Origin of the sequence: Mycobacterium sp. E2479 (assembly GCF_001667925.1) — a bacterium.
In the GTDB taxonomy this organism is placed as follows: Bacteria; Actinomycetota; Actinomycetes; order Mycobacteriales; family Mycobacteriaceae; genus Mycobacterium.
Genome location: NZ_LZJR01000136.1, coordinates 19,975 through 46,676 on the forward strand (window position 1 = coordinate 19,975; position 26,702 = coordinate 46,676).

General features: G+C 66.8%; 23 protein-coding genes and 2 pseudogenes. 8 read left to right on the top strand and 17 right to left on the bottom strand.

Translation table 11 applies throughout. The features are described 5' to 3' along the window. The first annotated feature begins 6 nt into the window (after positions 1-6). Positions 7-516 (top strand): DUF302 domain-containing protein, encoded by a 510-nt coding sequence (locus A5686_RS20695; protein ID WP_067938141.1) that lies wholly within the window; start codon positions 7-9, stop codon positions 514-516. A 60-nt stretch (positions 517-576) separates the two neighbouring features. Here the strand turns inward: A5686_RS20695 and A5686_RS20700 are convergent, their stop codons facing one another. After that, on the bottom strand, positions 577-2,064 hold the full coding sequence (locus tag A5686_RS20700; protein WP_067938143.1) for an FAD-dependent oxidoreductase: 1,488 nt from the start codon (positions 2,062-2,064) through the stop codon (positions 577-579). Positions 2,065-2,318: 254 nt separating this feature from the next. Between A5686_RS20700 and A5686_RS26890 the strand changes: the two are divergent. Both A5686_RS26890 and A5686_RS20710 read left to right on the top strand, forming a co-directional pair. After that, a pseudogene (locus tag A5686_RS26890) lies at positions 2,319-2,740 on the top strand (helix-turn-helix domain-containing protein); the annotation flags it as partial. Then, positions 2,724-3,035: pseudogene (locus A5686_RS20710) on the top strand (hypothetical protein); the annotation flags it as partial. The pseudogenes A5686_RS26890 and A5686_RS20710, both read left to right, overlap by 17 nt. Before the next feature lie 20 nt (positions 3,036-3,055). Here A5686_RS20710 and A5686_RS20715 read toward each other — a convergent pair. The 5 genes from A5686_RS20715 to A5686_RS20730 all read right to left on the bottom strand — a co-directional run bounded on the left by A5686_RS20715 (position 3,056) and on the right by A5686_RS20730 (position 8,793). Beyond that, complete coding sequence (locus A5686_RS20715; RefSeq protein ID WP_231986439.1) at positions 3,056-4,132, bottom strand: alpha/beta hydrolase; 1,077 nt, start codon at positions 4,130-4,132, stop codon at positions 3,056-3,058. Next, complete coding sequence (locus A5686_RS28225; RefSeq protein ID WP_255405047.1) at positions 4,129-4,260, bottom strand: hypothetical protein; 132 nt, start codon at positions 4,258-4,260, stop codon at positions 4,129-4,131. Before A5686_RS28225 ends, A5686_RS20715 begins: the two co-directional genes overlap by 4 nt. A 127-nt stretch (positions 4,261-4,387) precedes the next feature. Further along, positions 4,388-6,124 (bottom strand): GMC oxidoreductase, encoded by a 1,737-nt coding sequence (locus A5686_RS20720; protein WP_067938146.1) that lies wholly within the window; start codon positions 6,122-6,124, stop codon positions 4,388-4,390. Next, a complete protein-coding gene (locus A5686_RS20725) occupies positions 6,121-7,620 on the bottom strand; it encodes an NAD(P)/FAD-dependent oxidoreductase (RefSeq protein WP_067938148.1) in 1,500 nt (499 codons plus the stop codon). Before A5686_RS20725 ends, A5686_RS20720 begins: the two co-directional genes overlap by 4 nt. 90 nt (positions 7,621-7,710) lie before the next feature. Continuing rightward, positions 7,711-8,793, bottom strand: coding sequence for an AraC family transcriptional regulator (locus tag A5686_RS20730; RefSeq protein WP_231986440.1), 1,083 nt, complete (start codon positions 8,791-8,793; stop codon positions 7,711-7,713). Positions 8,794-8,898: 105 nt separating this feature from the next. Between A5686_RS20730 and A5686_RS20735 the strand changes: the two genes are divergently transcribed. Both A5686_RS20735 and A5686_RS20740 read left to right on the top strand, forming a co-directional pair. After that, positions 8,899-9,627 carry an SDR family NAD(P)-dependent oxidoreductase gene (locus A5686_RS20735; RefSeq protein ID WP_255405048.1) on the top strand — a complete coding sequence of 243 codons (729 nt, stop codon included), beginning with the start codon at positions 8,899-8,901 and terminating at the stop codon, positions 9,625-9,627. 30 nt (positions 9,628-9,657) lie between these two features. After that, positions 9,658-10,521: an ABC transporter substrate-binding protein gene (locus A5686_RS20740; protein ID WP_067938152.1), complete on the top strand. Its 864-nt coding sequence runs from the start codon at positions 9,658-9,660 to the stop codon at positions 10,519-10,521. A gap of 119 nt (positions 10,522-10,640) precedes the next feature. Here the strand turns inward: A5686_RS20740 and A5686_RS20745 are convergent, their stop codons facing one another. From A5686_RS20745 to A5686_RS20765, 5 genes are all read right to left on the bottom strand, one after another. Then, positions 10,641-11,924 (bottom strand): fatty acid desaturase, encoded by a 1,284-nt coding sequence (locus A5686_RS20745; protein WP_067938181.1) that lies wholly within the window; start codon positions 11,922-11,924, stop codon positions 10,641-10,643. Positions 11,925-12,017: 93 nt separating this feature from the next. Then, positions 12,018-13,172: a ferredoxin reductase gene (locus A5686_RS20750; protein ID WP_067938183.1), complete on the bottom strand. Its 1,155-nt coding sequence runs from the start codon at positions 13,170-13,172 to the stop codon at positions 12,018-12,020. Positions 13,173-13,308: 136 nt separating this feature from the next. Further along, a complete protein-coding gene (locus tag A5686_RS20755; protein ID WP_067938154.1) occupies positions 13,309-13,839 on the bottom strand; it encodes a hypothetical protein in 531 nt (176 codons plus the stop codon). Further along, complete coding sequence (gene ppk2, locus A5686_RS20760) at positions 13,836-14,684, bottom strand: polyphosphate kinase 2 (RefSeq protein WP_067938157.1); 849 nt, start codon at positions 14,682-14,684, stop codon at positions 13,836-13,838. The genes A5686_RS20755 and ppk2 overlap by 4 nt, the downstream gene beginning before the upstream one ends. A 41-nt stretch (positions 14,685-14,725) precedes the next feature. Continuing rightward, the gene (locus A5686_RS20765) at positions 14,726-16,147 is read right to left on the bottom strand and encodes a wax ester/triacylglycerol synthase family O-acyltransferase (protein ID WP_067938159.1); all 1,422 of its coding nucleotides are present in this window, start codon (positions 16,145-16,147) and stop codon (positions 14,726-14,728) included. A 211-nt stretch (positions 16,148-16,358) separates the two neighbouring features. On the opposite strand from A5686_RS20765, the gene A5686_RS20770 reads away from it, so the two are divergent. Next, entirely contained in the window at positions 16,359-16,919 is a 561-nt protein-coding gene (locus A5686_RS20770; RefSeq protein WP_197520656.1) for an Rv3235 family protein, read from the top strand. Between the two features lie 14 nt (positions 16,920-16,933). Here the strand turns inward: A5686_RS20770 and A5686_RS20775 are convergent, their stop codons facing one another. Together A5686_RS20775 and A5686_RS20780 are read right to left on the bottom strand one after the other, a co-directional pair. Continuing rightward, entirely contained in the window at positions 16,934-18,091 is a 1,158-nt protein-coding gene (locus A5686_RS20775; protein ID WP_067938161.1) for a cation:proton antiporter, read from the bottom strand. Between the two features lie 4 nt (positions 18,092-18,095). After that, positions 18,096-18,578, bottom strand: a complete 483-nt coding sequence (locus A5686_RS20780; RefSeq protein WP_067938163.1) for a cation:proton antiporter regulatory subunit — start codon at positions 18,576-18,578, stop codon at positions 18,096-18,098. A gap of 40 nt (positions 18,579-18,618) precedes the next feature. Between A5686_RS20780 and A5686_RS20785 the strand changes: the two genes are divergently transcribed. After that, positions 18,619-19,083 (top strand): SRPBCC family protein, encoded by a 465-nt coding sequence (locus tag A5686_RS20785; RefSeq protein WP_067938165.1) that lies wholly within the window; start codon positions 18,619-18,621, stop codon positions 19,081-19,083. On the opposite strand, the gene mddA is transcribed toward A5686_RS20785, so the two are convergent. Further along, positions 19,080-19,856, bottom strand: a complete 777-nt coding sequence (mddA, locus tag A5686_RS20790) for a methanethiol S-methyltransferase (RefSeq protein WP_067938167.1) — start codon at positions 19,854-19,856, stop codon at positions 19,080-19,082. The two genes, A5686_RS20785 and mddA, sit on opposite strands and share 4 nt — an antisense overlap. 245 nt (positions 19,857-20,101) lie before the next feature. Here mddA and A5686_RS20795 point away from each other — a divergent pair, with 245 nt between their 5' ends. Further along, positions 20,102-21,805 carry an ATP-binding cassette domain-containing protein gene (locus tag A5686_RS20795; protein ID WP_067938187.1) on the top strand — a complete coding sequence of 568 codons (1,704 nt, stop codon included), beginning with the start codon at positions 20,102-20,104 and terminating at the stop codon, positions 21,803-21,805. Between the two features lie 59 nt (positions 21,806-21,864). On the opposite strand, the gene A5686_RS20800 is transcribed toward A5686_RS20795, so the two are convergent. The 3 genes from A5686_RS20800 to secA all read right to left on the bottom strand — a co-directional run. After that, positions 21,865-22,662: an adenylate/guanylate cyclase domain-containing protein gene (locus tag A5686_RS20800; RefSeq protein ID WP_067938169.1), complete on the bottom strand. Its 798-nt coding sequence runs from the start codon at positions 22,660-22,662 to the stop codon at positions 21,865-21,867. A gap of 63 nt (positions 22,663-22,725) precedes the next feature. Then, the gene (locus tag A5686_RS20805; protein ID WP_067938170.1) at positions 22,726-24,276 is read right to left on the bottom strand and encodes an HD domain-containing phosphohydrolase; all 1,551 of its coding nucleotides are present in this window, start codon (positions 24,274-24,276) and stop codon (positions 22,726-22,728) included. A gap of 194 nt (positions 24,277-24,470) precedes the next feature. Further along, positions 24,471-26,702: preprotein translocase subunit SecA (secA, locus tag A5686_RS20810; protein WP_067938171.1), on the bottom strand; the 2,232-nt coding region annotated here is incomplete at its 5' end.

Sequence of the window (26,702 nt, forward strand, 5' to 3'; positions counted from 1 at the left end):
CCGACGATGTCCGCCTCTGATCCCCGCGAAATCCGCTTCGACGGCGTGCGGGTGCGCTACGACAGCACCAAGAACTATGACGAGCTCCTCGCTGCGCTGCTTGCCGACATCGGCGAGCAGCCGGTGCCGATCGACGACATTGCAACGGCCACCGGCGACTGGAAATCGTATCAAGCGCGCGTCGAACCTCACGTCGGACCAAGCGGATTCATGTTGTTCGGCACGCTTGACCACGGCGCCTGGATCACGAAGGCCGGCATCGACCGCAAAGCGATACGTGTGATCCTCGGCAACCCGCTGATCGCGATCACCATGCTGCGCCATGACATCAAGGCCGGCTTGTTCGCCCCGGTGGAGCTGCTGCTCGCCGACGAGGGCGAGGGCCACAGCAGCTTGACCTACGTCAAGCCGTCGTCGCTGATGGTGGTTGAGTCAAATCCCGAATTGCTGAGCGCCGCAGAGCAACTCGATGCGAAGTTGGCTGCGCTGGTCGAAAAGGTTGCCGGCGGGTCGTGATTTGTGGCGGAATGGTCAACGCCACCACCATCGAGCGAACCGGGCTAGCCTTTCGCCCAGTTACGTTGTGACGCTGGGTGCAAACTCCTGGCCCAGTGGGCCGCAGCGGATATCGAAACGCTCCCGGACAGTGTCAAGAACACGGCGCTGGCGTTCGCGTTCCCGGCGGTGCGTGAGCACGAACCGCGCCAGACCTGGCAGGCGGCGCGGTAGCGGGTACCACTTGTCGAAATCGAGGTTGTTTTCCTCGAATACGCGCCTGGGCACGTTGTCGTAGATCAGACTCAGGTTGTGCTGGACGAGCGCGAACAGCACGTACGGAAATGCCACCGGCGCCTTCTGCCTCAGTTTCTTCCAGTCGATTTCGTAGAGCGGGACGTCACTGAGCTTGTCCAACAACAGCAGATGCCCCAGGAAGTATCCCATGAACGCGGGCAAGTGCAGCACGGCGGACTGCACGTTGATGGAAACGATTGCGCCGCCAGGCGAAACGTAAGGCTCGTACGCGGTTTCGACCGGAAATTTGACATATCCGGTGCAGTTGACGACCCAGCTGCCCGGTTGAATCGTCTTCGTGGATCCGCTCCGGAACACCAACTCGGTGGTGTCGTTGTGATCGACTGCATCCGCGAAATAGTCCATGACGACATCGTTTAGCCCCGCGGAGATGGTGCGGTTCTCAGCCTCAGATAACACTCCCAACACAAAGTTGTCCGCCTGAGGGGTCAAGAACGTGCCATGGGTGCCTCGGTACCAACCCTGGACGTCTGATTCGTTCGTGCCGTCGTACCGGCGACTCAGCCGCGTGGCGACGGCCGCCGGCGGGGTGCCCTTCCACCAGCGACCGGTACCGCACGGAAACAGGCTGTCGCGGTTGGAGAAAAAAGTTCCCCGTCCTGCTACGAGGTTCACCTCCCGCCCGGGATACGCAGTGATCAACACATGCGCGGTGTCCATCGCGGTTTTTCCGCCACCGATGATCCACACCGGCGCATCACTTTCGCTGATGTCGCCCGCCCGGACGTCGCAGTAGTCGGGAGACACGGAATGGATGCGTGTGCTGGAGATGTCAAGCGGTTCGTTCGGCGTGATTCCCAGGCCATAGGCCTTGATCAGTCGCTTGGCCTCGACGGCGAGAGTCCGGCCGTCGGCGGCCCTGGCGGTGACCCGCACGATGCCGTTCGTTTCGTCCCCGGACTCGAAGTCCCAGCCGAAGTACTCGTCCACCCGTACGCGTTCCCTTATCACGTCCATGCAGTGCTGAAAATGGTCGAGCACCTCGCCTTTGGTTGCCAGGTAGGCGCGATCCTTGCCGATGGTCCACGCGATGTTGCCCGCGGTGAACATCGGGTGCGGTTGGTGCAGCCGCACATACGGGTACACGTCGACCCACATGCCGCCGACGCGCGCCCGACGATCGATCAGGATCACCTTGTTGTCCGGTGACAGGTAACGGCTCGCGGCGAACAGAGCATTCAGCCCGGCGACGCCTGCTCCGACGATGCAAACGTCGCAGGTCTCTACCGGTAGGGGCTGGGACGCGGACATCGGACCACCTTTCCTTGCACCGGTAACAATCATGCGCCCGCGCTTCGGCGCTCGATAGCGTAATCGGCTACGCAAAGTTGGCGGCGCCGCCGGCTGGGTGACCTGCGACCTGAACGCGCAGCGCGCGAGTGGCGTCGGGTTAGTACCGCTGGCAGACGTCATCGCCCTGGTAACGCCGAGATCATCGGTTTGGCAATGCACCTCGCTGACACCCGTCATTGACGACTATCAGTGAATTGGCGTACCGTGCCTCCATGGGGTCACCCCCGGCGCCGTCCGCGACCCGATCGCCGGCCGCGGGAGTCCGCCAGGCGCGACGCCTAAAAACCCCCGCCTGTTCGACGCGGCGCTGGCGGAGATCTCGCGGCGAGGAGCGGCCGCGGCCGATGTCAGCGCGATCGTCGCCGACGCGGGCGTGGCCCGAGGGACGTTCTATTTCCACTTCGCGACGAAGGAGCATGTGCTCATCGACGCGGAACGTGTCGATGAGACCCGGATCATCAGTGAACTCGGTGACGCCAAGGGCGATCTGGCGTCGGTGCTCTCCCAACTCGTGCATCATGTGCTCAGCGCCGAAAGCCGCTTGGGTCAAACGGTTTTTCGGGACATGCTCGGATTGCACTTCTTCTCCACCCGTCGGGTAGAAGACGAGTTCGCGCATACGCCGCGCCGGCAGAAGGCTTTTCGCCGACGAACCGGAAGTCGCGCAACGAATCGAACTTCTCTACAGCGAAATCCTCACCGACGAAATCGGCCACGTCGGCTACTGCGCGTCGCGCTGCACATCGGCAGAGCGAGCGATCATGCGTCGAATCTATCCACTGATCGGCCGACTCTTCGCCCATCAAACCGCGGAAATAAGCTTGCTGACCGATCCGAAGGCGTTGCACGCAAGGCTGGACCGCCCCTTCGATGTCGAGGAACTCACCGCCGACCTGAACAACGAGACCTACCTCGTCACACGCCCCTGACGGCAGACTCGGACCGGCTCTCAGCTGCGGCTGAAGTGGGCGCGGATCGCCGAGATGGTGGCGATCAACGCATCGGCGCTGCCGCCGCCGAACGCTGCGACGCTGGCGAAGCCGTGCGCGAGTGCATCGAACTGCCGGTGGTCCACCGTGACACCGGCCGCGCGCAACGCCGCGGCGTACTCGTTGCCCTCATCACGCAGCGGATCGAATCCCGCGGTGAGCACCAGAGCCGGTGCCAGACCGTGAAGCTTCGCCGACTTCAGCGGCGATACCCGCGTCTCGTCTGCGGCAACATCAGTGCCGCCCAGATACAATTCCGTGAACCAATCCCTGTCGCGCTTGGACAGAAAAAACCCATCGGAGAACAACTTTCGAGACTGAGTTTCTTCGGACAGATCAACGACCGGATACATCAGTACTTGCAGCACCGGCTGCGGAATCCCGTCGTCGCGACTTAGCAGCGCGACCAGCGCCGCCAAGTTCCCCCCCGCGCTGTCACCGCCAACGCCGACTCGGGACGGGTCAGCGCCCAGTTCCGCGGCGTGTCCGAGTGCCCATCGATACGCGGCGAAGCAATCGTGGACCGCGGCCGGCGCTTTGTGCTCTGGTGCCAACCGGTAGTCGACCGACAGCACATGTACCGCCGCGTCGCGGCAGATCATTCGGCAGAGTCCGTCGTGGGATTCGATGTCGCCCACCACAAAGCCGCCGCCGTGGAAGAACACCAGCATCGGAGCCGCCTCGTCAACTGCCGGACGGTAGTGGCGTGTCCGCAGCGGGATTTCGGGACCTGGGATCGCGAAATCTCGTGTGGGGACATCGATTCTGGGCGCCATGAGCAAGTGTGAGCTACGCATCATGGCGCGGGCGACTTCCGGATCGCCGGAAGCCGACAGGCCCCCGGTGCGAGTACTTCGTTGACCGGCAATCATCAATTGGAGCGTCGGGTCGAGAGTGTTGCCGTCGACGGTGATCCTGCCACCGCCGGCGAGCAGGCGCTTGAGCCAAGGCGGAAGCCAGGGCACCACCTTCACGCCGATGCGCAGTGCAGCGTTGGTTATGGCAAGGGGGCGAGCCCTGGCCCGCTTGTTCGTCACGCCTGTCCTTCGCTCCAGCTGTGCACGATCAGGCTTAGCACCATAAGGCCGGCGGCGATGCCGAACGCCTGCCGGGCCGACAGGCGTTGACGCTCGGCGCCCCGCCTGTCGAACTGTTCGGTTGCCATGGGGGTGCTCCTCTGACACGCTGAACGAGCCCGGGCAGTAGACCAAATCTTTGTTCAGAGGCTAACGGCGGCCGCCCACAGCGTCAATGAGGCCGGGCGTCGAGCGCAAAATCCTTTCCGCCCGAACCTAGGTGCGCCCAGCGCCGTACGCGAGACGCAAAGCGCCGGACGCACTTGCCGGGACGGCCGGATTGGTCGGTGCCACGGGGCTGACGCGCAGGTAGGGCGATCCCAGCGGCGGGCGCGGGTCCGGCTCTCTTTTGTTGGGCCACAACGAGGTTGCGCGTTCGGCGAGTGCGGTGATGGTCAGCGACGGGTTCACCCCCAAGTTCGCAGTGATCGTGGATCCGTCGATCACGTGCAGTCCGGGATGTCCATGCATGCGGTGGTAGGGATCGACGACGCCGTCGGCCGCGGTCTCACCGATCACGCAGCCGCCGATGAAATGTCCCGTCATCGGGATATCCGCCAGATCCGCCCACGCGCCGCCGGCGATGCCGTCGAGGTGTTTTGCCGCGCGCCGGGCAACCTCGTGGCCGACGGGGATCCAGGTCGGGTTCGGCTCTCCCACGCCCTGACGCGTCGCCATGCGTCGCCCTAACAACGAGCGCCGCGTGTAGGTGGTCAACGAGTTGTCGTGGGTCTGCATCACCAGCAGCGGGATGGTCTGTTCCGACCAGTGCTTCGGGTTGAGCAGGCGGCGCAGGTCTTGGCGTTGGCGCACAAACTCTTTCAACCCGGTTCGCCAGCGACCCCGGCCCTTTCCGGGTCCGTCCATGCCGTCGACCAAGATGGTGCCGAGCAGTCCCATCAGGTTGGAGTCATGGCCGTAGCGGCAGGGCTCCACGTGCGTGTGGCTGTCCGGGTGGATCGACGACGTGATCGCCACGCCCTCCGAATAATCCACGTCGTCGCGGCGCGCCCGCACCGCCAGGATCGCCTCGGAGTTGGTCCGCGACAGCTCCCCCAGCCGTGACGACACATGCGGCAGGCTGCCGCGGTCGCGCAACCGGTGCAGCAGCCGCTGCGTGCCCAGGGCGGCAGCCGAGAACACCACCTGCTCGGCGGTGAACGTGCGGCTGCGCCGGCGAATCTTGCCGCCGCTGCGACGCGTCATCACGTCAAACCCCCAACCGGGGCGCGGCCGGACATCGACGACCGTGGTCAGCGGGTGGACCTTGGCGCCGAGTTTCTCCGCGAGATACAGGTAGTTCTTGACCAGTGTGTTCTTGGCGTTGTGCCGGCAGCCCGTCATGCATTCGCCGCAGTGCAGGCAGGCGTTGCGGTCCGGTCCGGCCCCGCCGAAGTAGGGATCGCCGACCGGCGCGCCCGGGTCGGCCGGGCGGCCCCGCGCATCCGGGCCGCCGTCGAAGCACACCCCGACCCGCGTGGCGTGGAAGGAATCCGCGACGCCGAGGTCGGTGGCGATCTGCAACATCACCTTGTCCGAGGGCGTCATTCGCGGATAGGTCACCACGCCGAGCATCCGCTTGGCCTGGTCGTAAGCCGCGGCGAGCTCGTCTTTCCAGTCGGTGATCTGACTCCAACGCGCGTCGGCGTAGAAGGGGTCGCCCGGCTCGTAGAGCGTGTTGGCGTAGACCAGCGATCCGCCTCCCACTCCGGCGCCGCTGAGCACCACGGCTTCGGAGAGCAGGTCGATCCGCTGAATGCCGTAGCAACCGACGGCGGGCTTGAACAGGTAATCCCGGACATGCCAACTGTTTTTGGCGAAGTCTTCGTCACGGAATCGCCGGCCCGCCTCGAGGACGCCTACGCGGTAACCCTTTTCGCTCAGGCGCAGCGCGGTGACGGAACCGCCGAAACCGGATCCGATCACGACTACGTCGTAGTCGAACGGGGTCATGCGCCGACCTGCTCGGTTTCTCTTGCGGAACTTGGCGACACTTCCAGGTAGTCGTCGAACGCGACCGCCTCTGCGCGCCGCTGATATTCGCGCACCAGGCCCGGCCAGTTGGTGGTGACCCGGCCCGAAGCGGTGCGGTACCAGGAGTCGCAGGCGGTCCAGACCCCGTTGTCGAGGCGGGACTGGATCTCGGTGTCGTAGGCCTGCTCGACGGCCTCCCGCACCTCGAACGCGCGGCCCGGACCGCCACTGGCGAGCTGCTCGGCGATCTGGCGGATGTAGCGGGCCTGCTGCTCCATCATCAGGATGATCGAGCTACTGCCCAGATTGGTGTTCGGGCCGTAGATCATGAACATGTTCGGGAAGCCGGGTACGGCCATGCCGAGGTGGGCGCGGGCCCCCCGGGCCCATTGCGAGTGCAGGTCGCGCCCGTCGCGGCCGGTAATCGTCATCGGCGCAAGGAATTCGGTGGCCTTGAACCCGGTGCCGTAGATGATGACGTCGACCTCGTGCAGCCGGCCGTCGGCGGTGCGCACCCCGGCCGCCGTCACCTCGGTGATCGCACCGGTCTCGACCGAGACGTTGTCGCGGGATAGCGCCGGATACCACTCGCTGCTGAACAGCACCCGCTTGCAGCCGATCGGATAGTCGGGGGTCACCTTGGCGCGCAGCACCGGATCCTTGATGTGCCGCTTGATGTTCAGCGACGCGGCGATGCCTATCAGGCCGGCCAGCGGTGCGACCTTGGTCAGCGCGAGACCGAAGAACTCGGAGATCTCCCAGATCAGCTCTCGCATGGCGGCGGCGAATCCTGGCACCTTTCTGAAGGCGGCGTGGTGCGCCGCGGTGTAGGCGCGATCCGGTTTCGGGATGACGTAGGGCGCGGAGCGCTGAAAGACGGTGACGTGGGCCGCGACCTCGCGGATGCGCGGGACGAACTGGATCGCCGATGCGCCGGTTCCGAGGACCGCCACGCGCCTGCCGGTCAGGTCGACGTCGTGGCGCCACTGCGCCGAGTGGAACGACGGCCCCGCGAAAGCGTCGATGCCCGGTATCGCCGGCAGCGCCGGCCGCGACAGCTGGCCCACCGCCGGCACCAGAACGTCGGCCTCGAAGGTCTCGCCGTCCGACGTCCGCAGCTGCCAGGTGGCGGTTTCGTCGTCGTAGTGGGCGGAGGTGACCTCTACGCCCGTCCGCACCAAGTCGCGCAGGCCGAACCGGTCCGCGGTGTCACGGATGTAGGCCAGAATGTCGGGTTGCTCGGCGTAACGGCGTCCCCAGTTCGTCTTTCGTGCGAAGGAATACGAATACAGGTTCGACGGGACGTCGCAGGCGGCACCGGGGTAAGTGTTTTCCCGCCAGACACCGCCGACGTCGCCGGCCTTCTCCAGCACCGTCACGTCGGCGAGGCCGTCCTTGGACAGTTCGTAGGCGGCGGCGAGCCCACCGAAGCCCGCCCCGACGATCAGCACGCGGGGGCGATGGGTTGAAGTCATGACTCAGACGTTAGGAGCGAGCGCCGGCATCCCTGCAGCCGATTGCGGTCGCGAAATCCATAATTGCGGCCACAGCGGCCGCTGGGGCATTCAGACGGCCAGCGACCTGCCACGGGGAGCCACCGAGCGCTGGTAGCGGGCCGGCGTCGTGCCGGTCCAGCGTTTGAACGCGGCGATGAAGCTGGTCGCCTCCGCGTACCCCAGGCGCAGTGCGACGTCCTCCACCGACAGCGCGCCGGTGGCCAGCAGCTCCTCGGCCAGCACGCGGTGGACCTCCTCGACCAGTTCCCGAAAGGTGGTGTTCTCCTCGGCCAGCCGCCGGCGCAGCGTCCGCTCACTCATCGCCAACTGCCGGGCGACGGCCGCGATCGTGTGCGGTTCGCCGTCGATCGACGCCAGCCGTTCTCGCACCCGCAGGGCGACACCGGTCCGGGCCCGACGGCGTTCCAACAGGGCGCGGCACTGTTGCTCGCACATGGCCACGCTCATCTCGCTGGCGCGGGGCAGCCGTTCGTCCAGCAGCGCGAGCGGTAGGCGTGCGACATTGGCCGGCGAGCCGTACTGCGGTCCGACGCCGAACGCCTCGCGGGCCGCGTCGTCACCCGACGACGGCGCCGGGCCGCTGAATTCGATCGACGTGAACGGGACCGGGCTGCCGAGCAACTCGCCCATGACGCGCGCGATCGCCGCGAGGTCCCGCCGCACCAGAAACTCAGCGACCGGACCGGTCAGGTCGGGCAGGTCGAGTCGCAGCGCCGCCACCGGTCCCTCGACCGTGACGGTCGGCAGGCAGAAGCCGTAGCTGAGCTCGTAGAACCGGGCCGCGAACCGGACGGCATCGCCCAGCGTCGAGCTGGTCAGGCAGGCGAAGCCGAAGATTCCCAGGGACCCGACGTGATAACTGCCGCCCACCCGCATTCCCAAGTTGGCCGCGTCACCCAGTTGGTTCACCAGATTCGTCGCCACCGCCAACTCCTGACGCCCGACGATCATCCGATCGTGATCGCGCAGGTCAGCCTCCGACAGACCCGACCCGTTGAGCACGTCGGCGACGGCAAGCCCGTTCTTGCAACCGAACTCGGTCATCAACGCGACACTGGCCGTGCTGCGCGCGAAATCCCAATGCGACACCTGGGATCCGACGAACACCTGCACATCTCTCAGTATGGCCAACAGGCGGGCAACCCTTTACCCGGGTGCACCGCGGGAGTATCGTTCGCGACTGCCAGCCAGGCGCGGTAAGCGCGGTCGGAGGTAGCGCGGGTGGGTCGTGTCGCGGTGATCACAGGAGCCAGCCGGGGAATAGGAGCAGCAACCGCATTGGCCTTGGCGGAGCAGGGATTTCGGGTGGTCGTCAACTACCGGTCCAGCGCCGCGGAGGCCGAGGAGGTGGTCGCGGCCGCGACCACCGCCGGTGGCGAGGCCATCGCGATTCGGGCCGACGTCACCGAACCCGAGGACGTCGCGGCGATGAGCAGCGCGACGACCGAAAAGTGGGGCGGCATCGATGTGCTGGTCCACAACGCCCTGATCGCCTACGACGTCACCTCGTTCGCCGACCTTAGCTGGGAGCAGCTCGGCGGCAAGCTGGACCGCGAACTGCACGCCGCGTTCTTGATGACCAAATCCGTTGTCCCCGACATGATTTCAAGATCCTATGGCCGGCTGATCTATCTCACCACGGTGTTGTCCCGCCGGCCCCGACAGGGCATGATCACGGTGGGAACCGCCAAGGCGGCAATGGACCAGTTTGTCCGGTACGTCGCGCTCGAGCTGGCTCCGCACCAGATCACCGCCAATCTCATTGCGCCGGCCACCGTCGCCGATCCCACGGCGAACGCGCTGTTGACGGCCGAAGAAATACACCAGCTCGGCGCGACGAATCCCATGGGCAGGCTCGTCAGCCCCGGCGAGGTGGCCAACGCGGTGGTGTTTCTGGCCGGCGAGGATTCCGGTTTCATCACCGGCCACTGCCTCGAGGTCAACGGCGGCTTGGCCATGAATTGACACCGGATCGGTTATCGGGAAGGGGTCAGGGTGCAGACGATCGATCTCGCTTACGTCGGGCGTGGCATTCACGAGGAGTTGGTCGCCCATGTCGCCGATCAGGAGGGGTATTACCAGGACGAAGGCGTCCACGTCGCCATCCGCGACGGGGTCGGTTGGAACGCGCAGCGGCTGCGCCACGCCGCGGTGATCGGCCTGGGCCGCGCCCTGCTGTCCCGGCTGCAGGACGGGATCGGCTGGAAAGCGTTGAGCGTCAACACCGATGGCCCGCTGTTCTGGTTCATCGGCAACGCCGAAGTGAAGTCGATGGCGGATCTGCGCGGGCGGCGCCTGGCCGTGCACGCCGCCGATAACCCCCCGGGCACCTTCGCCCGCATCGTCCTGCGCAAGCACGGGCTGGACCCGGACCGCGACCTGCGCTGCGTGGTGCGGCATCCGGGCGACTACCAGATGGACCTGCGCCGGCTACGCGACGGATCGATCGATGCCGCCTACGTCGGCAGCACCCTCTCCCCCGAACAAATCGCCGCCGAAGAGGGGTTTCACCTGCTGGCCTGGGTCGGCGATCACTTCCAGATCCCCACGGTGGGCGTTGCCGTCGACCCGGTGCACATCCCACCGGACAGCCCCGCGTTGCTGGCCCTGATGCGGGCCAACCGCCGGGCGCTGCGGCTTCTCGTCGAACAACCAGGCCATGCCGTCGACTACATCAACTGGTTCCTCGACCGGCTCACTTCCGAAGAAGCGTGCTGGCACTACGAGCGCTACGTCGGACCCTATTTCACCGCCGACTATCGGGTTGATTTGGGCGTCGCGCAACAGGCGATCGACGCGATCGCGGGCGAACTCGGTGTCGCCCCGATACGTGCTACGGACTTCTATGCGACCAGCTAGTCTCAACGGCCATGCCGAGCGTGCGCTCAGGGCGCGAAATCGGCGGAATATTCGCCAAGAGAACACGTTCGGCGTGTTTCCCTTTGCTGGCCCGGGCCGTCACCGGCCGATGCAGCGGACTAAGCGGCCAGATCGTCGACCACACGGCCGGCCGTGGCCGCCCGCTTCCCACGCCGCCAGTCACGCACGGCTGCGATCGCGGACTTGAGACCGCGGCGGCGGCCGGTCGCCGGATCGGTGCCCAGGAAGCCGGGCTCGAGCTCGGCGAACATCCGCTCGCTGCGCGTCTCCGGCGCGTTGTCGGCGTCGTCACGCAGGTACTTGTTCGGCAGCGAGAGCTTGGCCAGCGTCCGCCACGTCTTGGCGTACTGGAACAGGAAAGAGCCTGTGGTGTAAGGCAAGTCGTACTTGTCGCAGACCTGGCGCACCCGCGCGGAGATTTCGTGCAGCCGGTTGCTGGGCATGTCCGGGTACAGGTGGTGCTCGATCTGGTGGCACAGGTTGCCGCTCATGAAGCGCAGCGCCGGGCCGGCCTCGAAGTTGGCGCTACCCAGCATCTGACGCAGATACCACTGCCCCTTGGTTTCGCCGATCATGTCGGTCTTGGTGAATTTCTCTGCGCCGTCGGGGAAATGGCCGCAGAAGATCACCGCGTTGGCCCACACGTTGCGAATCACGTTGGCGAGCGCGTTGGCCTTCAACGTGGACATGTAGGTCGCGCCGGGCGATAACGAGGTCAGCGCCGGGAACGCGACGTAGTCCTTGAGCACCTGGCGGCCGGCCTTGGCCAGGAACTCGTCGGTCCGTTGCCGGGCGTCGTCCTGGTCCATCCGCTTCTTGAGGATCTTGCCGAGCTCCACATGCTGCAAGCCGACTCCCCACTCGAAGAGCAGCGCGAGCAGGGTGTTGTACACCAGGTTGAGGATGTTGAAGCGCTTCCATTTCTGGTCGCGGGTGACGCGCAGTAGGCCGTAGCCGACGTCGTCGTCCATGCCCAGGATGTTGGTGTACTTGTGGTGGACGAAGTTGTGCGTGTAGCGCCAGTGCTTGGACGACCCGCTCATGTCCCACTCCCACGTCGAGGAGTGGATCTCGGGGTCGTTCATCCAGTCCCACTGGCCGTGCATGACGTTGTGGCCGATCTCCATGTTCTCGACGATCTTGGCCACGCCCAGGGTCACCGTCCCCGCCCACCAGGCCGAACGCCGCGAGCTGGCCGCCAGCAGCAGCCGGCCGGTCACCTCAAGCGCGCGCTGGGCCGCGATGGTGCGGCGGATGTAGCGAGCGTCCCGCTCGCCGCGTGAGTCTTCCACGTCCTGGCGGATGGCATCGAGCTCAACGGCCAGGCTTTCGATATCGGCGTCCGTCAGATGGGCGAATACGTCGACGTCTGTGACGGCCATCGTCGTCATCTCCCTGCGGTTGATTGTGGTCTTAACGTGTTCCAGACCTACGCTATCGTAACCTACGAATCCGTAGGTTACCTGTGAGTAGCCTTAAATGTCGAGCACGCAGTCGCCGGAAGCGGCAGACACGCACGTCTGCACCCGGGTACCCGGATCGTGCTCCTGGCCGGTCCGCAGATCACGGACATGGCCCTCCACCAGATTCACTACGCACGACTGGCAGATCCCCATGCGGCACCCGAAGGGCATCTGCACCCCGACGCCCTCACCGGCATCCATCAGCGACGTCGCCGCGTCGGCAGCCACGGTGCGCCCGCTTCGGGCGAAGGTGACAGTGCCGCCGGCGCCGGTGGGTGCGGCCTTCGACACCGCGAATCGCTCGAGGTGCAGGCGGTCGCCGACGCCCGCGGCCGACCAGACCCGCTCGGCCTCGGCGAGCATGCCCTCCGGCCCGCAGGCCCACGTTTGGCGTTCGCGCCAGTCCGGCACCTCCCGGTCCAGCAGGGACAGGTCGATCCGGCCCTGGGTGCGCGTCTCGCGCAGCTGTAGCCGATAGCCGGGATGCTCGGCGGCCAGCTCGGCCAACTCGGCCCGAAACAGGACGTCGGATTGGGTGGGTGCCGAGTGCAGGTGGGCAATGTCACCAATCTGGTTGCGGCGCACCAGGGTACGAAGCATCGACATCACCGGAGTGATCCCGGATCCCGCGGTGAGGAACAGGATGGACGCGGGCGCCGGGTCGGGCAGCACGAAGTTGCCCTGCGGCGCGGCCAGCCGGACGATGGTGCCCGGCTCGACCCCGGCCACCAGGTGCGACGACAGGAAGCCCTCCGGCATCGCCTTCACGGTGATGGTCACGGTGCGGGCCGAACCGGAGCCGGAGCGTGCGCCGGCCGGAGCCGAGGTGAGGGAGTACGACCGCCAGCGCCAGCGCCCGTCCATCAGCAGCCCGATACCGATGTACTGGCCCGGCTGGTAGTCGAAGTTGAAGCCCCAGCCCGGCTTGATGACCAGGGTCGCGGAATCTTCCGTCTCTCGGCGCACCTGCAGGACGCGGCCCCGCAGCTCGCGCGCCGACCACAGCGGGTTGGCCAAATGCAGATAGTCGTCGGGCAACAGCGGCGTCGTGATGCGGGCGGCGAGCTTGCGCAGCGCGTGCCAGCCGGGATGCCGGTCCGCGCCGGCGACAACAGGTCGCTTGGTGTCGACGACGTTGCCCGTGATCGATGGGTTACGTCTGCCCAGGGGAAGCTCCTGCTCGCGATGCGTCGTCTTGCTTGCACTCACATTCTGATCGATTCTGTGCGCCTCACGAAACCTACGGTACCGTAACTTACGGTGTCGTAGCTAGCGCTGGTGCCCCGATCGCGTCACATCGGCGTCACATCAGTTCCAGCAGGAATGGCAGTTCCTGGTTGGCGTACCAGGCCAGATCGTGGTCTTGCGCGTCGCCGACGATCAGGTCGGCGTCCTCATCACCCAGGTCGGCGGCGTCGACGGCCTCGATGGCCTTCGCCACTGCCGGTTCAGCCCCGGCGTTGTCGACGTAGGCGGCGATCACGTCGTCGATCGGCACCGGCCCGGACAGCCGGACCACGGCGTCGTCGAGGTCGGGTCGGTACGTGACGTCCTCGACGTCGGCGGCCAGCACCGCGCGCCGGGGCGGCAAGGACTGCGATGGCGTGCCGGCCCCTTGTGCCGCATCCGATTCCCGGGCAGCCAGCAGCCGCAGCGACGCCAGCGCCGCCTCGCGCAGCGCCACGTCGGCCAGCTCGTCGTCATCGCCCTCGGCATAGGCCTCGCGCAACCGCGGCGTCAGTGCGAACGCGGTGCCGTTGACCGGGCGCAGCGAGCCGTCCGCGACGAGCTGCTGCAACATCGCCAGCGTGGCCGGAATGTAGACGAGCGTCATCCGATCAGTGTGGCCGCATAGTCGTCGACGTAGGTGGACAGCTCCCGCGGCGGGCGTTGGTAGTTGCCGCTCACCACCGGGTTCTTGGGCAGCTTGACTACGGGCCGCTCGACGTCCTGGTAAGGGATCGTCGACAGCAGATGGGCCATCATGTTCAGCCGCGCGTGCTTCTTTATGTCCGATTCCACGATGTACCACGGGCTCACCGGGGTGTCGGTGTGCACCATCATCTCGTCCCTGGCACGCGAGTAATCATCCCACCGATACAGCGATTCCAGGTCCATCGGGGATAGTTTCCATTGCCGCACAGGGTCATTGCGCCGGGCCTTGAACCGGCGCAGCTGTTCGTGCTCGGACACCGAGAACCAATACTTGCGCAACAGGATCCCGTCGTCGATCAGCATCTGCTCGAAGATCGGCGTCTGCCGCAAGAACAACGCATGCTCTTGGGGCGTACAAAATCCCATCACCTTCTCCACGCCGGCCCGGTTGTACCACGACCGGTCGAACAGCACGATCTCCCCTTTGGTGGGCAGGTGAGCGATGTAACGCTGGTAATACCACTGGCCACGCTCACGGTCGGTCGGCGCGGGCAGCGCCGCGATCCGCGTGACACGCGGGTTCAGGTATTCGGTGATCCGCTTGATGGTGCCGCCCTTACCCGCTCCGTCACGGCCTTCGAAGATGACGACCAGTTGTTGTTCGGCATGGCGCAACCACTCTTGTAGTTTCACCAATTCCGTTTGCAGCCGGAACAATTCGGCCCGATAGACGTCATCGGGGATCTTGCGCGGCGTGGACGATTTCGCCGCCTTCGACTTGCCGTCGTTTGTCGCGGTACTCACACCTTCGAATGATAGCCGCGCGCACCGCCTTTCACCGCCGACTAGGACCGGGACGCCTCGAGCAGTTCTTCGAGCGCTTGGTTCAGCAGCCCGGGCAGCAGGTCGACATCGCTCATGGCTTCGCGGTCGGCGTTGATTCCGTAGTACAGCTCGCCGTTATACGACGTCACGCCGATGGCCAGCGCCTGGTTGTGCAGCAGCGGCGGCACCGCGTAGGTCTCCAGCAATTTGGTGCCGGCGATGTACATCTGCGATTGGGCGCCGGGCGCGTTGGTGATCAACAGATTGAACGTGCGCTTGGAGAAACTCGGGAAACTGGTCGCCACGCGGATTCCCATGGCGTGCAGCGTCGGTGGGGCGAAACCCGAGAGCGTGACGATGGTCCTGGCGTCCACCAGACGGGCGGCCGTCGGGTTCGACTCGGTGGCGTGCGCGATCTGCGACAGCCGCACCACGGCGTTGGGCTCTCCCACCGGCAGGTCGACGAGGAACGGCGTCACTTGGCCGATCGCCTGACCGGGACCGCTCGCGTCGAGGTCGCCATCGTCGTACACCGACAACGGCGCCATCGCCCGCACCGTCGCGGTCGGCGACACCGCCACTCCCCGCGACATCAGCCAGTTACCCAGCGCCCCGGCGATGACCGCGAGCACCACGTCGTTGACGTCGCAGTCATACCGGGCGCGCACGGTGCGGTAATCCTCCAGGCTGCCCCGTGCGACCGTGAAGCGCCGGTGCCGCGACACGGTGGCATTGAGCGGGCTGCTGGGTGCGGTCCCCCGGGTAACCGTGCGCACCAGGTCGGCGGCCCGGCGGCCGGCGTCGATCAGCTCGCCGTGGTTGGTCACCAGACCGCCGAGCATCGACCCGACGGCCTGCAGCTGGGCGCCCGGCCCCGTGACCCATTCGCTGATCGCTCCCAACACCAGCCGGGTGTTGCCGGGGTCGCGCTCCGGAATCCAGATGTCCTCGGGGAAAGGTGGCGGGCGCTTCCTCCGATCGCCGATGACGTGGTTGATCTCGAGCGCCGACATGCCGTTGATCAGCGCTTGATGCGACTTGGTGTAGAGGGCCAGCCGGTTCTGGGACAGGCCTTCGACCAGATACATCTCCCAGAGCGGGCGCGACTTGTCCAGCGGCCGCGCTGCCAGCCGCGCGATCAGCTCGTGCAGCTGCTCGTCACTGCCCGGAGAGGGCAACGCCGAGCGCCGCACGTGATAGGTGATGTCGAAGTCGTTGTCGTCCACCCAGACCGGCCGGGCCGTGCCGACGCGCACTTCCCGCACCTTCTGCCGGTAGCGCGGTATCTGCGGCAGCCGCTGCTCGACGGTGGCCAGCAGCGTCTCGTAGCTCAAGCCGGCACGGGGGCGGCGCAGGATCGACAGCGATCCGACGTACATCGGGGTCGCGGTGTTCTCCAGCCGATAAAACGATGCGTCCGCCGGGGACAAGCGAGTCACCATGCGGCGCTGTCCTCCTGGTCGTTCGTCGCCCGGGCCCCCGGGGCCGCTGGGGCCGCTGGGCCCGATGTCCCGCCCACGGTAATCGTGTCGCCGTGCACCAGTCAGCGTGGGTACGCGTGCGGTCGAGTTGTGCCATGATGACCACTGACTCACCACGTCTGCCCCTCTCCAGCAGGCTCGAAGGTCCGGCCGAGGAGTTGGAGAGTGCGCGTTGAACAGTAGTCCAGTTGCGAATCCACCTGACGCTTTCACCGTCATACCAGTCGGCGAGTACGAGCCGCCGGCGCAGGACGTGTCGCGCACCGCCCCACACTGCAGGCAATCCCCCCGCCCGCCGCTGCGCCGCGGCAGCAGTCACGCACCGCCACGGCCCTACACCGGCCGGCCCAGCAGGACGCCGGCACCGGATCCGGCCGCGGTCATGTCTCCCCGGCTGCGTCAGGCGGCCGCCTTCGCCGATGCCGCGCTGCGCCGCGTGCTGGAAGTCATCGACCGCCGCCGCCCTGCCGCCCAATTGAATCCGCTGCTGGCGACGAGCCTGGTGGATTCGGTGGCGGCGGTCGGCCGTGGCGCCGCGAGCCGTAATCGAGACGCAGCCGTGTTGCGCCGCATGCGGCTGCAGCCGGCCGGTCACCGCGATCCTGATTCGGCGGCCGAGGTCTTCGGTTCTTACAGCCGCGGGAACCGCATGCACGCCATCGCTTGCCGCGTCGAGCAGGTCACCGCCGCGGGCGCAACCCGGTGGATGGTGGTGGCCCTGCATATCGGGTGACGGCGGGACACCGCTCAGGTCGTCGATGCCGCGCCGGCCGGCCGCGGGCCGCCGGTGTAGCGGGTGAGAATGGGCCCCATGATCGCCATGATGAAAACGTAGGACGTCGCCAGCGCCGCGACGGCGGGCAGCGACTTGCCGGCCAATCCGATGATGATCAACGAGAACTCACCGCGGGCGATCAGCGCGGTGCCCGCCCGCAGCTGTCCGCGCCGGGCAACGTCGTCGTGCCGGGCGGCGAACATCCCGGTGGCCACCTTGGTCGCCGCGGTCACCACCGCCAGGATGAGCGCCGCCGGAAGCATAGGAATCAGCTCGTACGGGTCCACCGAGAAGCCGATCGCCAGGAAGAAGATGGCGGCGAACAGGTCGCGCAGTGGGCCCAGCACCTGACGCGCCCGCTCGGCCGTCTCGCCGGTCAGCGTGAGGCCGACCAGGAACGCACCGACCGCGGCCGAAGCGTGCAGGGACTCGGCCATGGCCGCCACGATCAGGGTGATGCCCAGCACCCGCAGCATGAGCTGTTCGGAGTCGGGGTGTTCCACAAGCCGCCCCACATGGTGACCCCACCGGTAGGACGCGGCAAAGGCCGCCACCAGAGCGCCCACCGCCACGACCATGCCACCGACGGCGTGCAGCCATCCGCCGCCGGAGGCCAAGACCGCGAACAGCGGCAGGTAGGCGGCCATCGCGAAATCTTCGAGCACCAGCACCGACAGCACCGCCGGTGTCTCGCGGTTACCTAGCCGGCGCAAGTCCTCCAACAGCCGCGCGATGACGCCCGAGGAGGAGATGTAGGTGACGCCGGCCAGGCACAGGATGGCCACGCCGTCCAAACCCAGTAGCCAGCCCGCGATCGCGCCGGGTGCGGCATTGAGCACGATGTCGACGCCCGCTGACGGCAGGTGGTGGCGCAAGCTGCTGGAGAATTCCGCCGCCGAGAACTCGCAGCCCAGGGTGAGCAGCAGCAAGACGACGCCGATGGGTGCGCTGGTGGTGATGAACTGCCCGCCGGCGGCCACCGGCAGGATGCCGCCGTTGCCCAGCGCCAGACCGGCCAGCAGGTACACCGGTATGGGCGACAATGCGAATCGCCGTGCGGCGGCGCCCAATACGGCCAGAGTGGCCAGGAGGGCGCCGAGTTGCAACAGCAGCGTCCCCGAAATTTCCACTGGCTCAACCTTTGTCGATAATTTTCTCGACGCCTGCGATGCCGTTTTCGGTGCCGATTACGATCAGCACGTCGTCGGCGTGCAGCATCTCGGCGGGCCCGGGCGAGGCGAGCACTTCCTCATTGCGCACGATCGCCACGATCGACGCGCCGGTGCGGGTGCGGGCCCGGGTATCTCCCAGCGGGTGATCCACGAAGGGGCTGCCGGCCACGATGTGCACCTGGCCCGTCTCGAGTCCGGGGATTTCGCGGGCCAGCTCAGTGAACCGCTCGGCGATCCGCGGCGCCCCCAGGATCTGGGCCACGGCCTCGGCCTCCTGATCGCTGAGGTGGAGCAGCGGCCGGGCCTCGTCTGGATCTTCGCGCGCATACGAGACGACGTCGAAATCGCCGCCGCGCCGCGCGATGATGCCGATGCGGTCGCCCTTCTGATCGGTGAATTCGTAGCGAAGACCGACCCCGGGCAGCAACACCTCCTTGACGTCCATACGTCAATCCTGACAGGTCGCCCGGCGTTACTGTAAGCGGATGCAGGAAAACACGGTCAGCGTCGAGCGTGTCATCAAGGCGCCGCCCGCCGCGATCTTCGCGCTGCTGGCCGACGCCGGCAGGCACGCCGCGTTCGACGGCTCCGGCACCGTGAACCACGCGTCGGACAAATCGATCCCACTGACGATGGGTTCGAAATTCTCGATGGCGATGCGGGGCCGCAAGGAGACGTTGTTCCTGCCCTACCGCACCACCAACACGGTCATCGAGTACGAACCGGATCGCCGCATCGCGTGGCAGACCTTCGGCATGGGCGGTCTGGTCGGCGGCCGCATCTGGAGATACGAACTCGTTGCCACGGACGACGGCACCCTGGTGCGCGAAACCTGGGACGTGTCACGCGACAAGCAGAAGTGGATGATCACCAGCGGTTCCATGCCCCGCCAAACCGAGCGGGGCATGGCCGCGACGCTGGAGCGGATCGCCGCGCTGCTGGAAAGCTAATGCTGGCCGGCCGGTTGGGCCGGTTGCCGACCAAGCCGGCGTTGCTGGCGACGGGTGAAGGGCACCAGCATCGACACACTGCGGCGGTACTCCTGGTACTCATCGCCGAGCACAGCGACCAGATCGCGCTCCTCCAATTGCACCGCGATCAGGATGTAACTCGTCATGCCGATCGAGAAGAGCAGGTGTCCGGCCGTCATGGTCGGCGTCGCCCAGAAGGCGATGAGGAAGCCGAGCATGAGCGGATGACGCACCAGGCGATAGAGCAGTCGAGCGTGAAAACCTATGTGGGTGTAGGGCCTTTCGCGCCACGCCAGATACACCTGCCGAAGGCCGAACAGATCGAAGTGGCTGACCATGAAGGTCGAGGCCAGCGCGATCGCCCACCCCAGCCAGAACAACGTCCACAGCGTCAGACGCCCGGCCGGCAGCCGCACGTCCCAGACGACGGCCGGCATCGTCCGCCATTGCCAATACAGCAGCACCAGCACAGCGCTTGACAGCACCACATACGTGCTGCGTTCGATCGACGCCGGCACGAATCGCGTCCACCACGCCTTGAATGCCGGCCGCGCCATCACACTGTGCTGGGCGCCGAACGCGGCAACCAGCAGCACGTTGACCAGTACCGCCTGGCCGATGGGCGCAGAGAGCCCGTGATCGACGGTGCGCGGCACCCAGAGCCCGGCCACGAAAGCCACGAGATATAAGAATGCGGCGAGAAACATCAGGTATGCGCCGGCGCCGTAACCGACCGTCAAGTATCGCTTCATAGGCCAAGTGTGGGCCGCCGGCGGGCGCTCGCCTATGGGCCATTTGCCTCATTTTCTTCCCTGGCCTGCCCTAGCCAATTTTGACTAGTCCATTGTCGGGGCGCGCCCGCCGGCGGACTCGGCGATTTTGAGGCAAACGCCTCATGCGAGCACGGACTCCCCAGACCGATGATCGGCCACGACAAAGCCATTTCGAAAGGTACGGAGGCCAGATCATGACCGAAGCGACATGCACCGCAGCGACAATGGATCGGCTCGGTACTCAGCGATCGGATCACGCGGTAGGAGCGCCCGGTGGCGCGCGGGTCGACGCGATCGACATCAGCCGGCAGGTGGGCGGGCGTCAGCTCCTCCACGCATTGTCGCTGTCGGTGGAACCGGGCGAATTGGTCGCGATCGCCGGCGGCAGCGGGGCGGGCAAGACCACCCTGCTGGAGGTCCTCGCGGGCCTGCAACCGCCGAGCGCCGGGGAGCTTCGGCATGACGGCGTTTCCCGACGTCCGCGCGTCGACTCCCGCGTCGGGTACGTGCCCCAGGACGACATCATCCACCTGGAGATGCCCCTGCGCCGCACGCTGCGCTACGCGGCGCTGCTCCGCCTCCCCGCAGGGACGTCCGCGGCGGAGGCGGACCGGGTCGTCGAGGAGACGCTGGCCGACCTCGACCTGGCCGATCGGGCCGACGTGCCGGTGCGCGCGCTGTCCGGCGGTCAACGCAAGCGGGCCAGCATCGCCGTGGAGCTCTTGACCCGGCCCCGCCTCTTCTTCCTCGACGAACCCACCTCGGGGCTCGATCCTTCCACTGCGGCCGAAGTGATGCGCTTGCTGCGCCGCCTCAGCCAACGCGGGGTCACCGTCGTTCTGACCACACACGAGCCGGCCGGCATCGACCGGTGTGATCGGGTGGTGTTCCTGGCTCGCGACGGCCACCTGGCCTTCACCGGGAGCCCGGCCGCGGCGCGGCGCTACTTCGGGGTCAACACCCTGACCGAGGTGTACGAGCGCCTGTCCGGCGACCACACTCCGGGCGGCTGGGCGGAGCGGTTCGCGGCGAGCCGCGCGAATTCGGCAAACCGTGGCGGCTCGACTCAACGGTCCGCGCCGCCTACCCCGTCCGGCGTCAAGGGCACGGGCAGGGTTCGGCAATGGTGGCTCCTCACACGGCGCAATGTCGATGTCCTGGCGCGCAATCGGCTGACCCTGGCGATCCTGCTCGGCTCGCCCGTCTTGGTGACGGTGATGATGGCGACGCTGTTCAAGCGCGGCGAGTTCGATGCGGGCAGCGCGGCCGGCGTCGGCCCGGCCCAAATCGTGTTCTGGATAGCTTTCGACGGCTTCTTCTTCGGCCTGACCTACGGCCTGCTCCAAATCGTCGGCGAGATGGCCGTTTTCCGGCGCGAGCGCCTGGCAGGGCTCAGCGTGGGCGCTTACGTGGCATCGAAGGTGACCGCGCTGCTTCCGGTTCTGGCGGGAGTGAGCGCGGTGCTGCTGGTTGTGCTGCGCGCACTCGGTCGGCTCCCCGCGGCCGGATGGGACGTGTACGCCTCGCTGTTCGCGACGATCCTGGTCGAAGCGACCTCGGCGTTGGCGCTGGGACTGCTCGCCTCGGCCGCCGTCTCCAACGCCGCGCAGGCGGCCCTCGCCCTGCCGATGCTGTGCTTCCCGCAGGTGTTGTTCGGTGGGGCCATCGTCCCGGTGGACCAGATGGCCACCCCCGGACGGATGATGAGCCTGGTCCTGTCCAACCGCCACGCCTTCGATGCGCTGGGCCGCGAGCTGGGCCTCGACCGCTACGCCGCCACGCTGCCGGCGATGTCCGCCTACCGCAGCACCTTCCAGGGGGGTACCGTCGCCAGTCTGATCGCGCTGGCCTCGTTCGCCGTCGCGCTCACACTGGCTACCGCCTGGGTACTGCACCGTCGCTCCCGGCCCGGCGCATCTTGGCGGTGACGGCCCCGTGTTCCGGGCCCGCGACGCTCAGCAGAGGTCGCGGGCCCCGGGCGTTCGGCTCAGGACTTGTGGACGAAGACGTTGATCGGCTCTTCTTGTCCCCGCAGACTGAGCGTGCGCAATGCCATGCCGGCAGTCAGCTCGTCGGCGACCCCGCTGGCGATCAACAACTCACCGCCGGCCGCGAGTTGTTGCATCCGGGCCGCGGCGTTGACCGGGCGACCGAGGGCGGTGAAATCGACGACAGCCCCGCCCACGTTGCCCACGTACGCGACGCCCGCGTGTACCGCGACGCCGACGTCGAGCCAGGCCCCGCCTGGCGCGCCGTACCCAACCGCTTCGAGCAGATCGACTCCCGCCTCTACGGCCCGTTGGCGATACCGGCGACCGCTGATGCCCCGGACGAAAAACGCCATCACCTCGTCACCGATGAGTTTGTCGATCACCGCGTCATGACGCAGCAGGGTTTGCGTTGCGACACAGTAAAACCGGTTGAGCAGCGCGGCGAAGTCCGCGGCGGGTCGACAGTGACCCAACGCCGTGGAGCCGCGAACATCGGCGAACAACACCGCGATGTCCACCTCCGCTCCCCCTGGCGGCAGCGCATCACAGCATCGCATGCACAGGTTGGGGTTCTTACGCGAGCGGCGGAAGCCGGCCACCGCGAAGAGGCGACCGACTGGTCCGCCGAACGGGTTGTTGCACAGCTTGCATCGCGGCGCCGAGGGCAGGTAGCGAAACGCATGCCTCGCCCTGACCAGAGACGCGTGGCCGTCGGTGAGGACCCGGTCCCAAACCCCCGGTTGCCGTTCCGGCTGGGTGGCCGCGGCCGCCGGGCCGAAGGCATTGCTGGTCATGCCGAAATGTTCGCGTCGATTCCCCGCGGACACATGGGGCATTCACCCCATAGATCGGATTCCTCAGTCGGGGATGGCGCCGGCCAGGCCGTGCCGGGTGGCGTACAGGCTGGCACCGATCCGGTTCGAGACCCCGATCTTGGCATAGATGTGTTCGACGTGATTGCGTACCGTCTTCTCGGAAATCCAGAGCGCCGCAGCTATCTCCTTATTGGAGAGTCCCTGCGCGACATGGAGCAACACCTCGGCCTCGCGCCGAGTCAGCCCGGCCGGCCTGGCGGCTCTGCGCGACGGCCGGTGGCCGGCGGCCTGCAGGACGGCTTCGACGGCGTCACCGTCCAGGCGGCCGCGGACCGCTTCGTCCCGCAGTTTCTTGGCCGCGGCCTCCCCGTTCCTGGCGTCGCGATACGGTCGCGGTTCCGTTGCGGAGCAATAGCTTTCGGAGGCGGCGAGCACGCGGTCACGACCCGACAGGTCATCACCGCGCAGACCATTCGGGTATCCCGAGCCGTCCAGTCGCTCGTGATGGTTCACCGCGACCTCTCGGACGGCCTTCAGCCCACCGACCCGGGCCAAAATCCTGCCGGTCAGATAGGGATGCAAATGCACGCGCTCGCGTTCGACATCGGTTAGCGCGGCCGGCTTTTCCCACACTCGGTTCGACACACCGATGCGACCGAGATCGTGAACGTAGCCTGCGCGGCGCAGGATATCGATGTCGTCTTGCGGCAGGCCCGCGCATCGCCCGGCGTTCTCCGCCAGCTGAGCGACGGCACGTGAATGGCCAAGAGTGAAGGGGCATTTCAGATCCGCGAAGTCACCCATCGCACACAGGAGTCGGTCCAGCGCGGGTCCGCTCAGCGCTTCGCCCGGATCTGGAGCCAGACCCGCGGCGATCGACCACACGTCTTCGTCCTCGCGCAGTAGGTCATCGGCCGCCGCGATGAACACCGCGACGATCTCCGGATCGAACTGTTTGCCGCTGCGACGGCGAATTTCGGCGATTGCGGCGCCTGCGCCGTAAGCGCGATGGTGCACATCGGCGATGTCGGAGATCTGCGCCACCCGCATCGCCACGGGGATCTGGTTTCCGGCGGCTCCGGCGGGAAGACCGCTGCCGTCCCATCGCTCGTACGCGTAGGGCAGCGCTTGACAAACATCGGCGCCCAGCCCGATCTCCTCGGCAAGCAGAGCGGCCGACAGGCAATGGGACTGCACCAATGCGCCCAGATTCCCGCGGGCGTCCCAGAAGACTTTGGCCGCCAACTGGGCTCGTTTGGGCAACGTCGTCCCACGCCCCAGATTGGTCATGAGAAATCGACGGTATGGCGCACCGGACCAGTCGATGTAGTGGCTGTCGTGTCGCACCGCGATGTCGTCGCCGAACCACTGCGCATACTCGTGCGAGTCCGCGTGACAGCCGATCCACATCACCAGGGCCGTATAGAAAACGGTTCCGCGCTCGCGCTCGTCGAGTCCCAGTTGCGTCGCCAATCGCGAGCCCATCGCCGCCGACCGCAGCATGTGATCCATCGGCTGCCCGAGCCCGAGGTCGATCGCCAGAGATAGCGCCGCCAGAACGTCAGTCCGCGACACGGCTCCGTCGAAGGGCATGGAACTCGTCCCTTTCTCCACCCCTCATCGGCGCGGCGTCACTATAGCCACACGAAAGCCGATGCCTGATAAGCCTAGGGCATAGGGGTTGCTGGCGCAGGCTGTCGCCGAGTGTGCGGCTAGCCGCACGTTCGGCCCCGAGTGTGCGGCTAGCTTCACACTCGGCGCAGGGCGCCTCCGGTCGGATCGCCCGGCTAGCGCCGCTTGACGGACTTGGGTGGCTTGCTACCGCGGCCCTGTTGTCGCGCCGCGGCGCGGCGCTCACGCCGGCTGGCACCCCCGGGCACGCCGGCCGGCGCCTTGCCGCCTTCGCCGCCGTTGCGCTGCACCGCCGCCGAGCCGTCCTCGGACGGACCGGAGTAGGTCATGGCCGGCGCCTCGTTGTCGATCCCCTTGGCGCGCAACCGGGTTGGCGATTCTTCGCGCACGGCCGTCGCGGTGCTGCCGCCTTCGGCGCCGACGGCCGCAGCGCTGGCGAATTCCTCCAGGCCCTCCGGCGCTTCGACCGGCGCGACCTGTGGACTGGGCACCGCTTCGACGGTGACATTGAACAGGAACCCGACCGACTCCTCCTTCAGGCCGTCGAGCATCGCCATGAACATGTCGTAACCCTCGCGCTGGTACTCCACGAGCGGGTCGCGCTGCGCCATCGCGCGCAGCCCGATGCCCTCCTTGAGGTAGTCCATCTCGTAGAGGTGCTCGCGCCACTTGCGGTCGATGACGTTGAGCAGCACGTTGCGTTCCAGCTGGCGCATCGCCCCCTCGCCGGCGATCTCCTCGAGTTCGGCTTCCCTTCTGGCGTAGGCGTTTTCGGCGTCTTTGAGCAGCGCCTCGAGCAACTCCTCGCGGGTGAGGTCATCCAGGTCGGCGTCGGCGTCGCGGCGGGTGAGCGTCGTGTGGTCGATGCCCACCGGGTACAGGGTCTTCAGCGCCGTCCACAGGGCCTCCAGGTCCCAATCCTCGGCGTAGCCCTCGGCGGTCGCTCCGTTGACGTAGGCGGTGACCACGTCGCGGACCATGTCCAGCGCCTGCTCCTTGAGGTTCTCGCCCTCTAGGATGCGTCGGCGCTCGGCGTAGATCACCTTGCGCTGCTGGTTCATCACCTCGTCGTACTTCAGGACGTTCTTGCGGACCTCGAAGTTCTGCTGCTCCACCTGGGTCTGGGCGCTCTTGATCGCGCGGGTGACCATCTTGGCCTCGATGGGCACATCGTCGGGCAGGTTCAGCCGGTTGAGCATCGCCTCGAGCGCCGCACCGTTGAACCGGCGCATGAGTTCGTCGCCCAGCGACAGGTAGAACCGCGACTCGCCCGGGTCGCCCTGCCGCCCGGAGCGGCCGCGCAGCTGGTTGTCGATGCGGCGCGACTCGTGGCGCTCGGTGCCCAGCACGTACAGGCCGCCGGCCTCGATCACCTCGGCGGCCTCCGCGCTGACCTCCTCCTTGACCTTGGGCAGTTCGTCGTGCCACGCCGCGTCGTACTCGTCGGGCGTCTCGACCGGGTCGAGGCCGCGCTCACGCAGCCGCTGGTCGGTGAGGAAGTCGGCGTTGCCGCCCAGCACGATGTCGGTACCGCGGCCGGCCATGTTGGTGGCCACCGTGATGCCGCCGCGACGGCCGGCGACGGCGACGATCGTCGCCTCCTGCTCGTGAAACTTCGCGTTGAGCACGTTGTGCGGCACGCGGCGCTTCTGGAACTGCCGCGACAAGTACTCCGAGCGCTCGACGCTGGTGGTACCGATCAGCACCGGCTGGCCCTTTTCGTAGCGCTCGACGACGTCGTCGACCACCGCGATGTACTTGGCTTCCTCGGTCTTGTAGATCAGGTCGGACTGGTCGGCGCGGATCATCGGCTTGTTGGTCGGGATGGGCACCACGCCGAGCTTGTAGATTTCGTGCAGTTCGGCCGCCTCGGTCTGGGCGGTACCGGTCATGCCGGCGAGCTTGTCGTAGAGCCGGAAGTAGTTCTGCAGCGTGATGGTGGCCAGCGTCTGGTTCTCGGCCTTGATCTCGACGTGCTCCTTGGCCTCGATGGCCTGGTGCATGCCCTCGTTGTAGCGGCGGCCGTAGAGCACGCGGCCGGTGAACTCGTCGACGATCAGGACCTCGCCGTCGCGCACGATGTAGTCCTTGTCGCGGTTGAACAGCTCCTTGGCCTTCAGCGCGTTGTTGAGGTAGCTGACCAGCGGCGAGTTGGCGGCCTCATAGAGGTTGTCGATGCCGAGCTGGTCCTCGACGAACTCCACACCCTTCTCGTGCACGCCGACGGTGCGCTTGCGCAGGTCGACCTCGTAGTGGGTGTCCTTCTCCATCAGCGGCGCCAGCCGGGCGAACTCGGCGTACCAGTTCGAGGCACCGTCGGCGGGGCCCGAGATGATCAACGGGGTGCGGGCCTCATCGATCAGGATGGAGTCGACCTCGTCGACGAT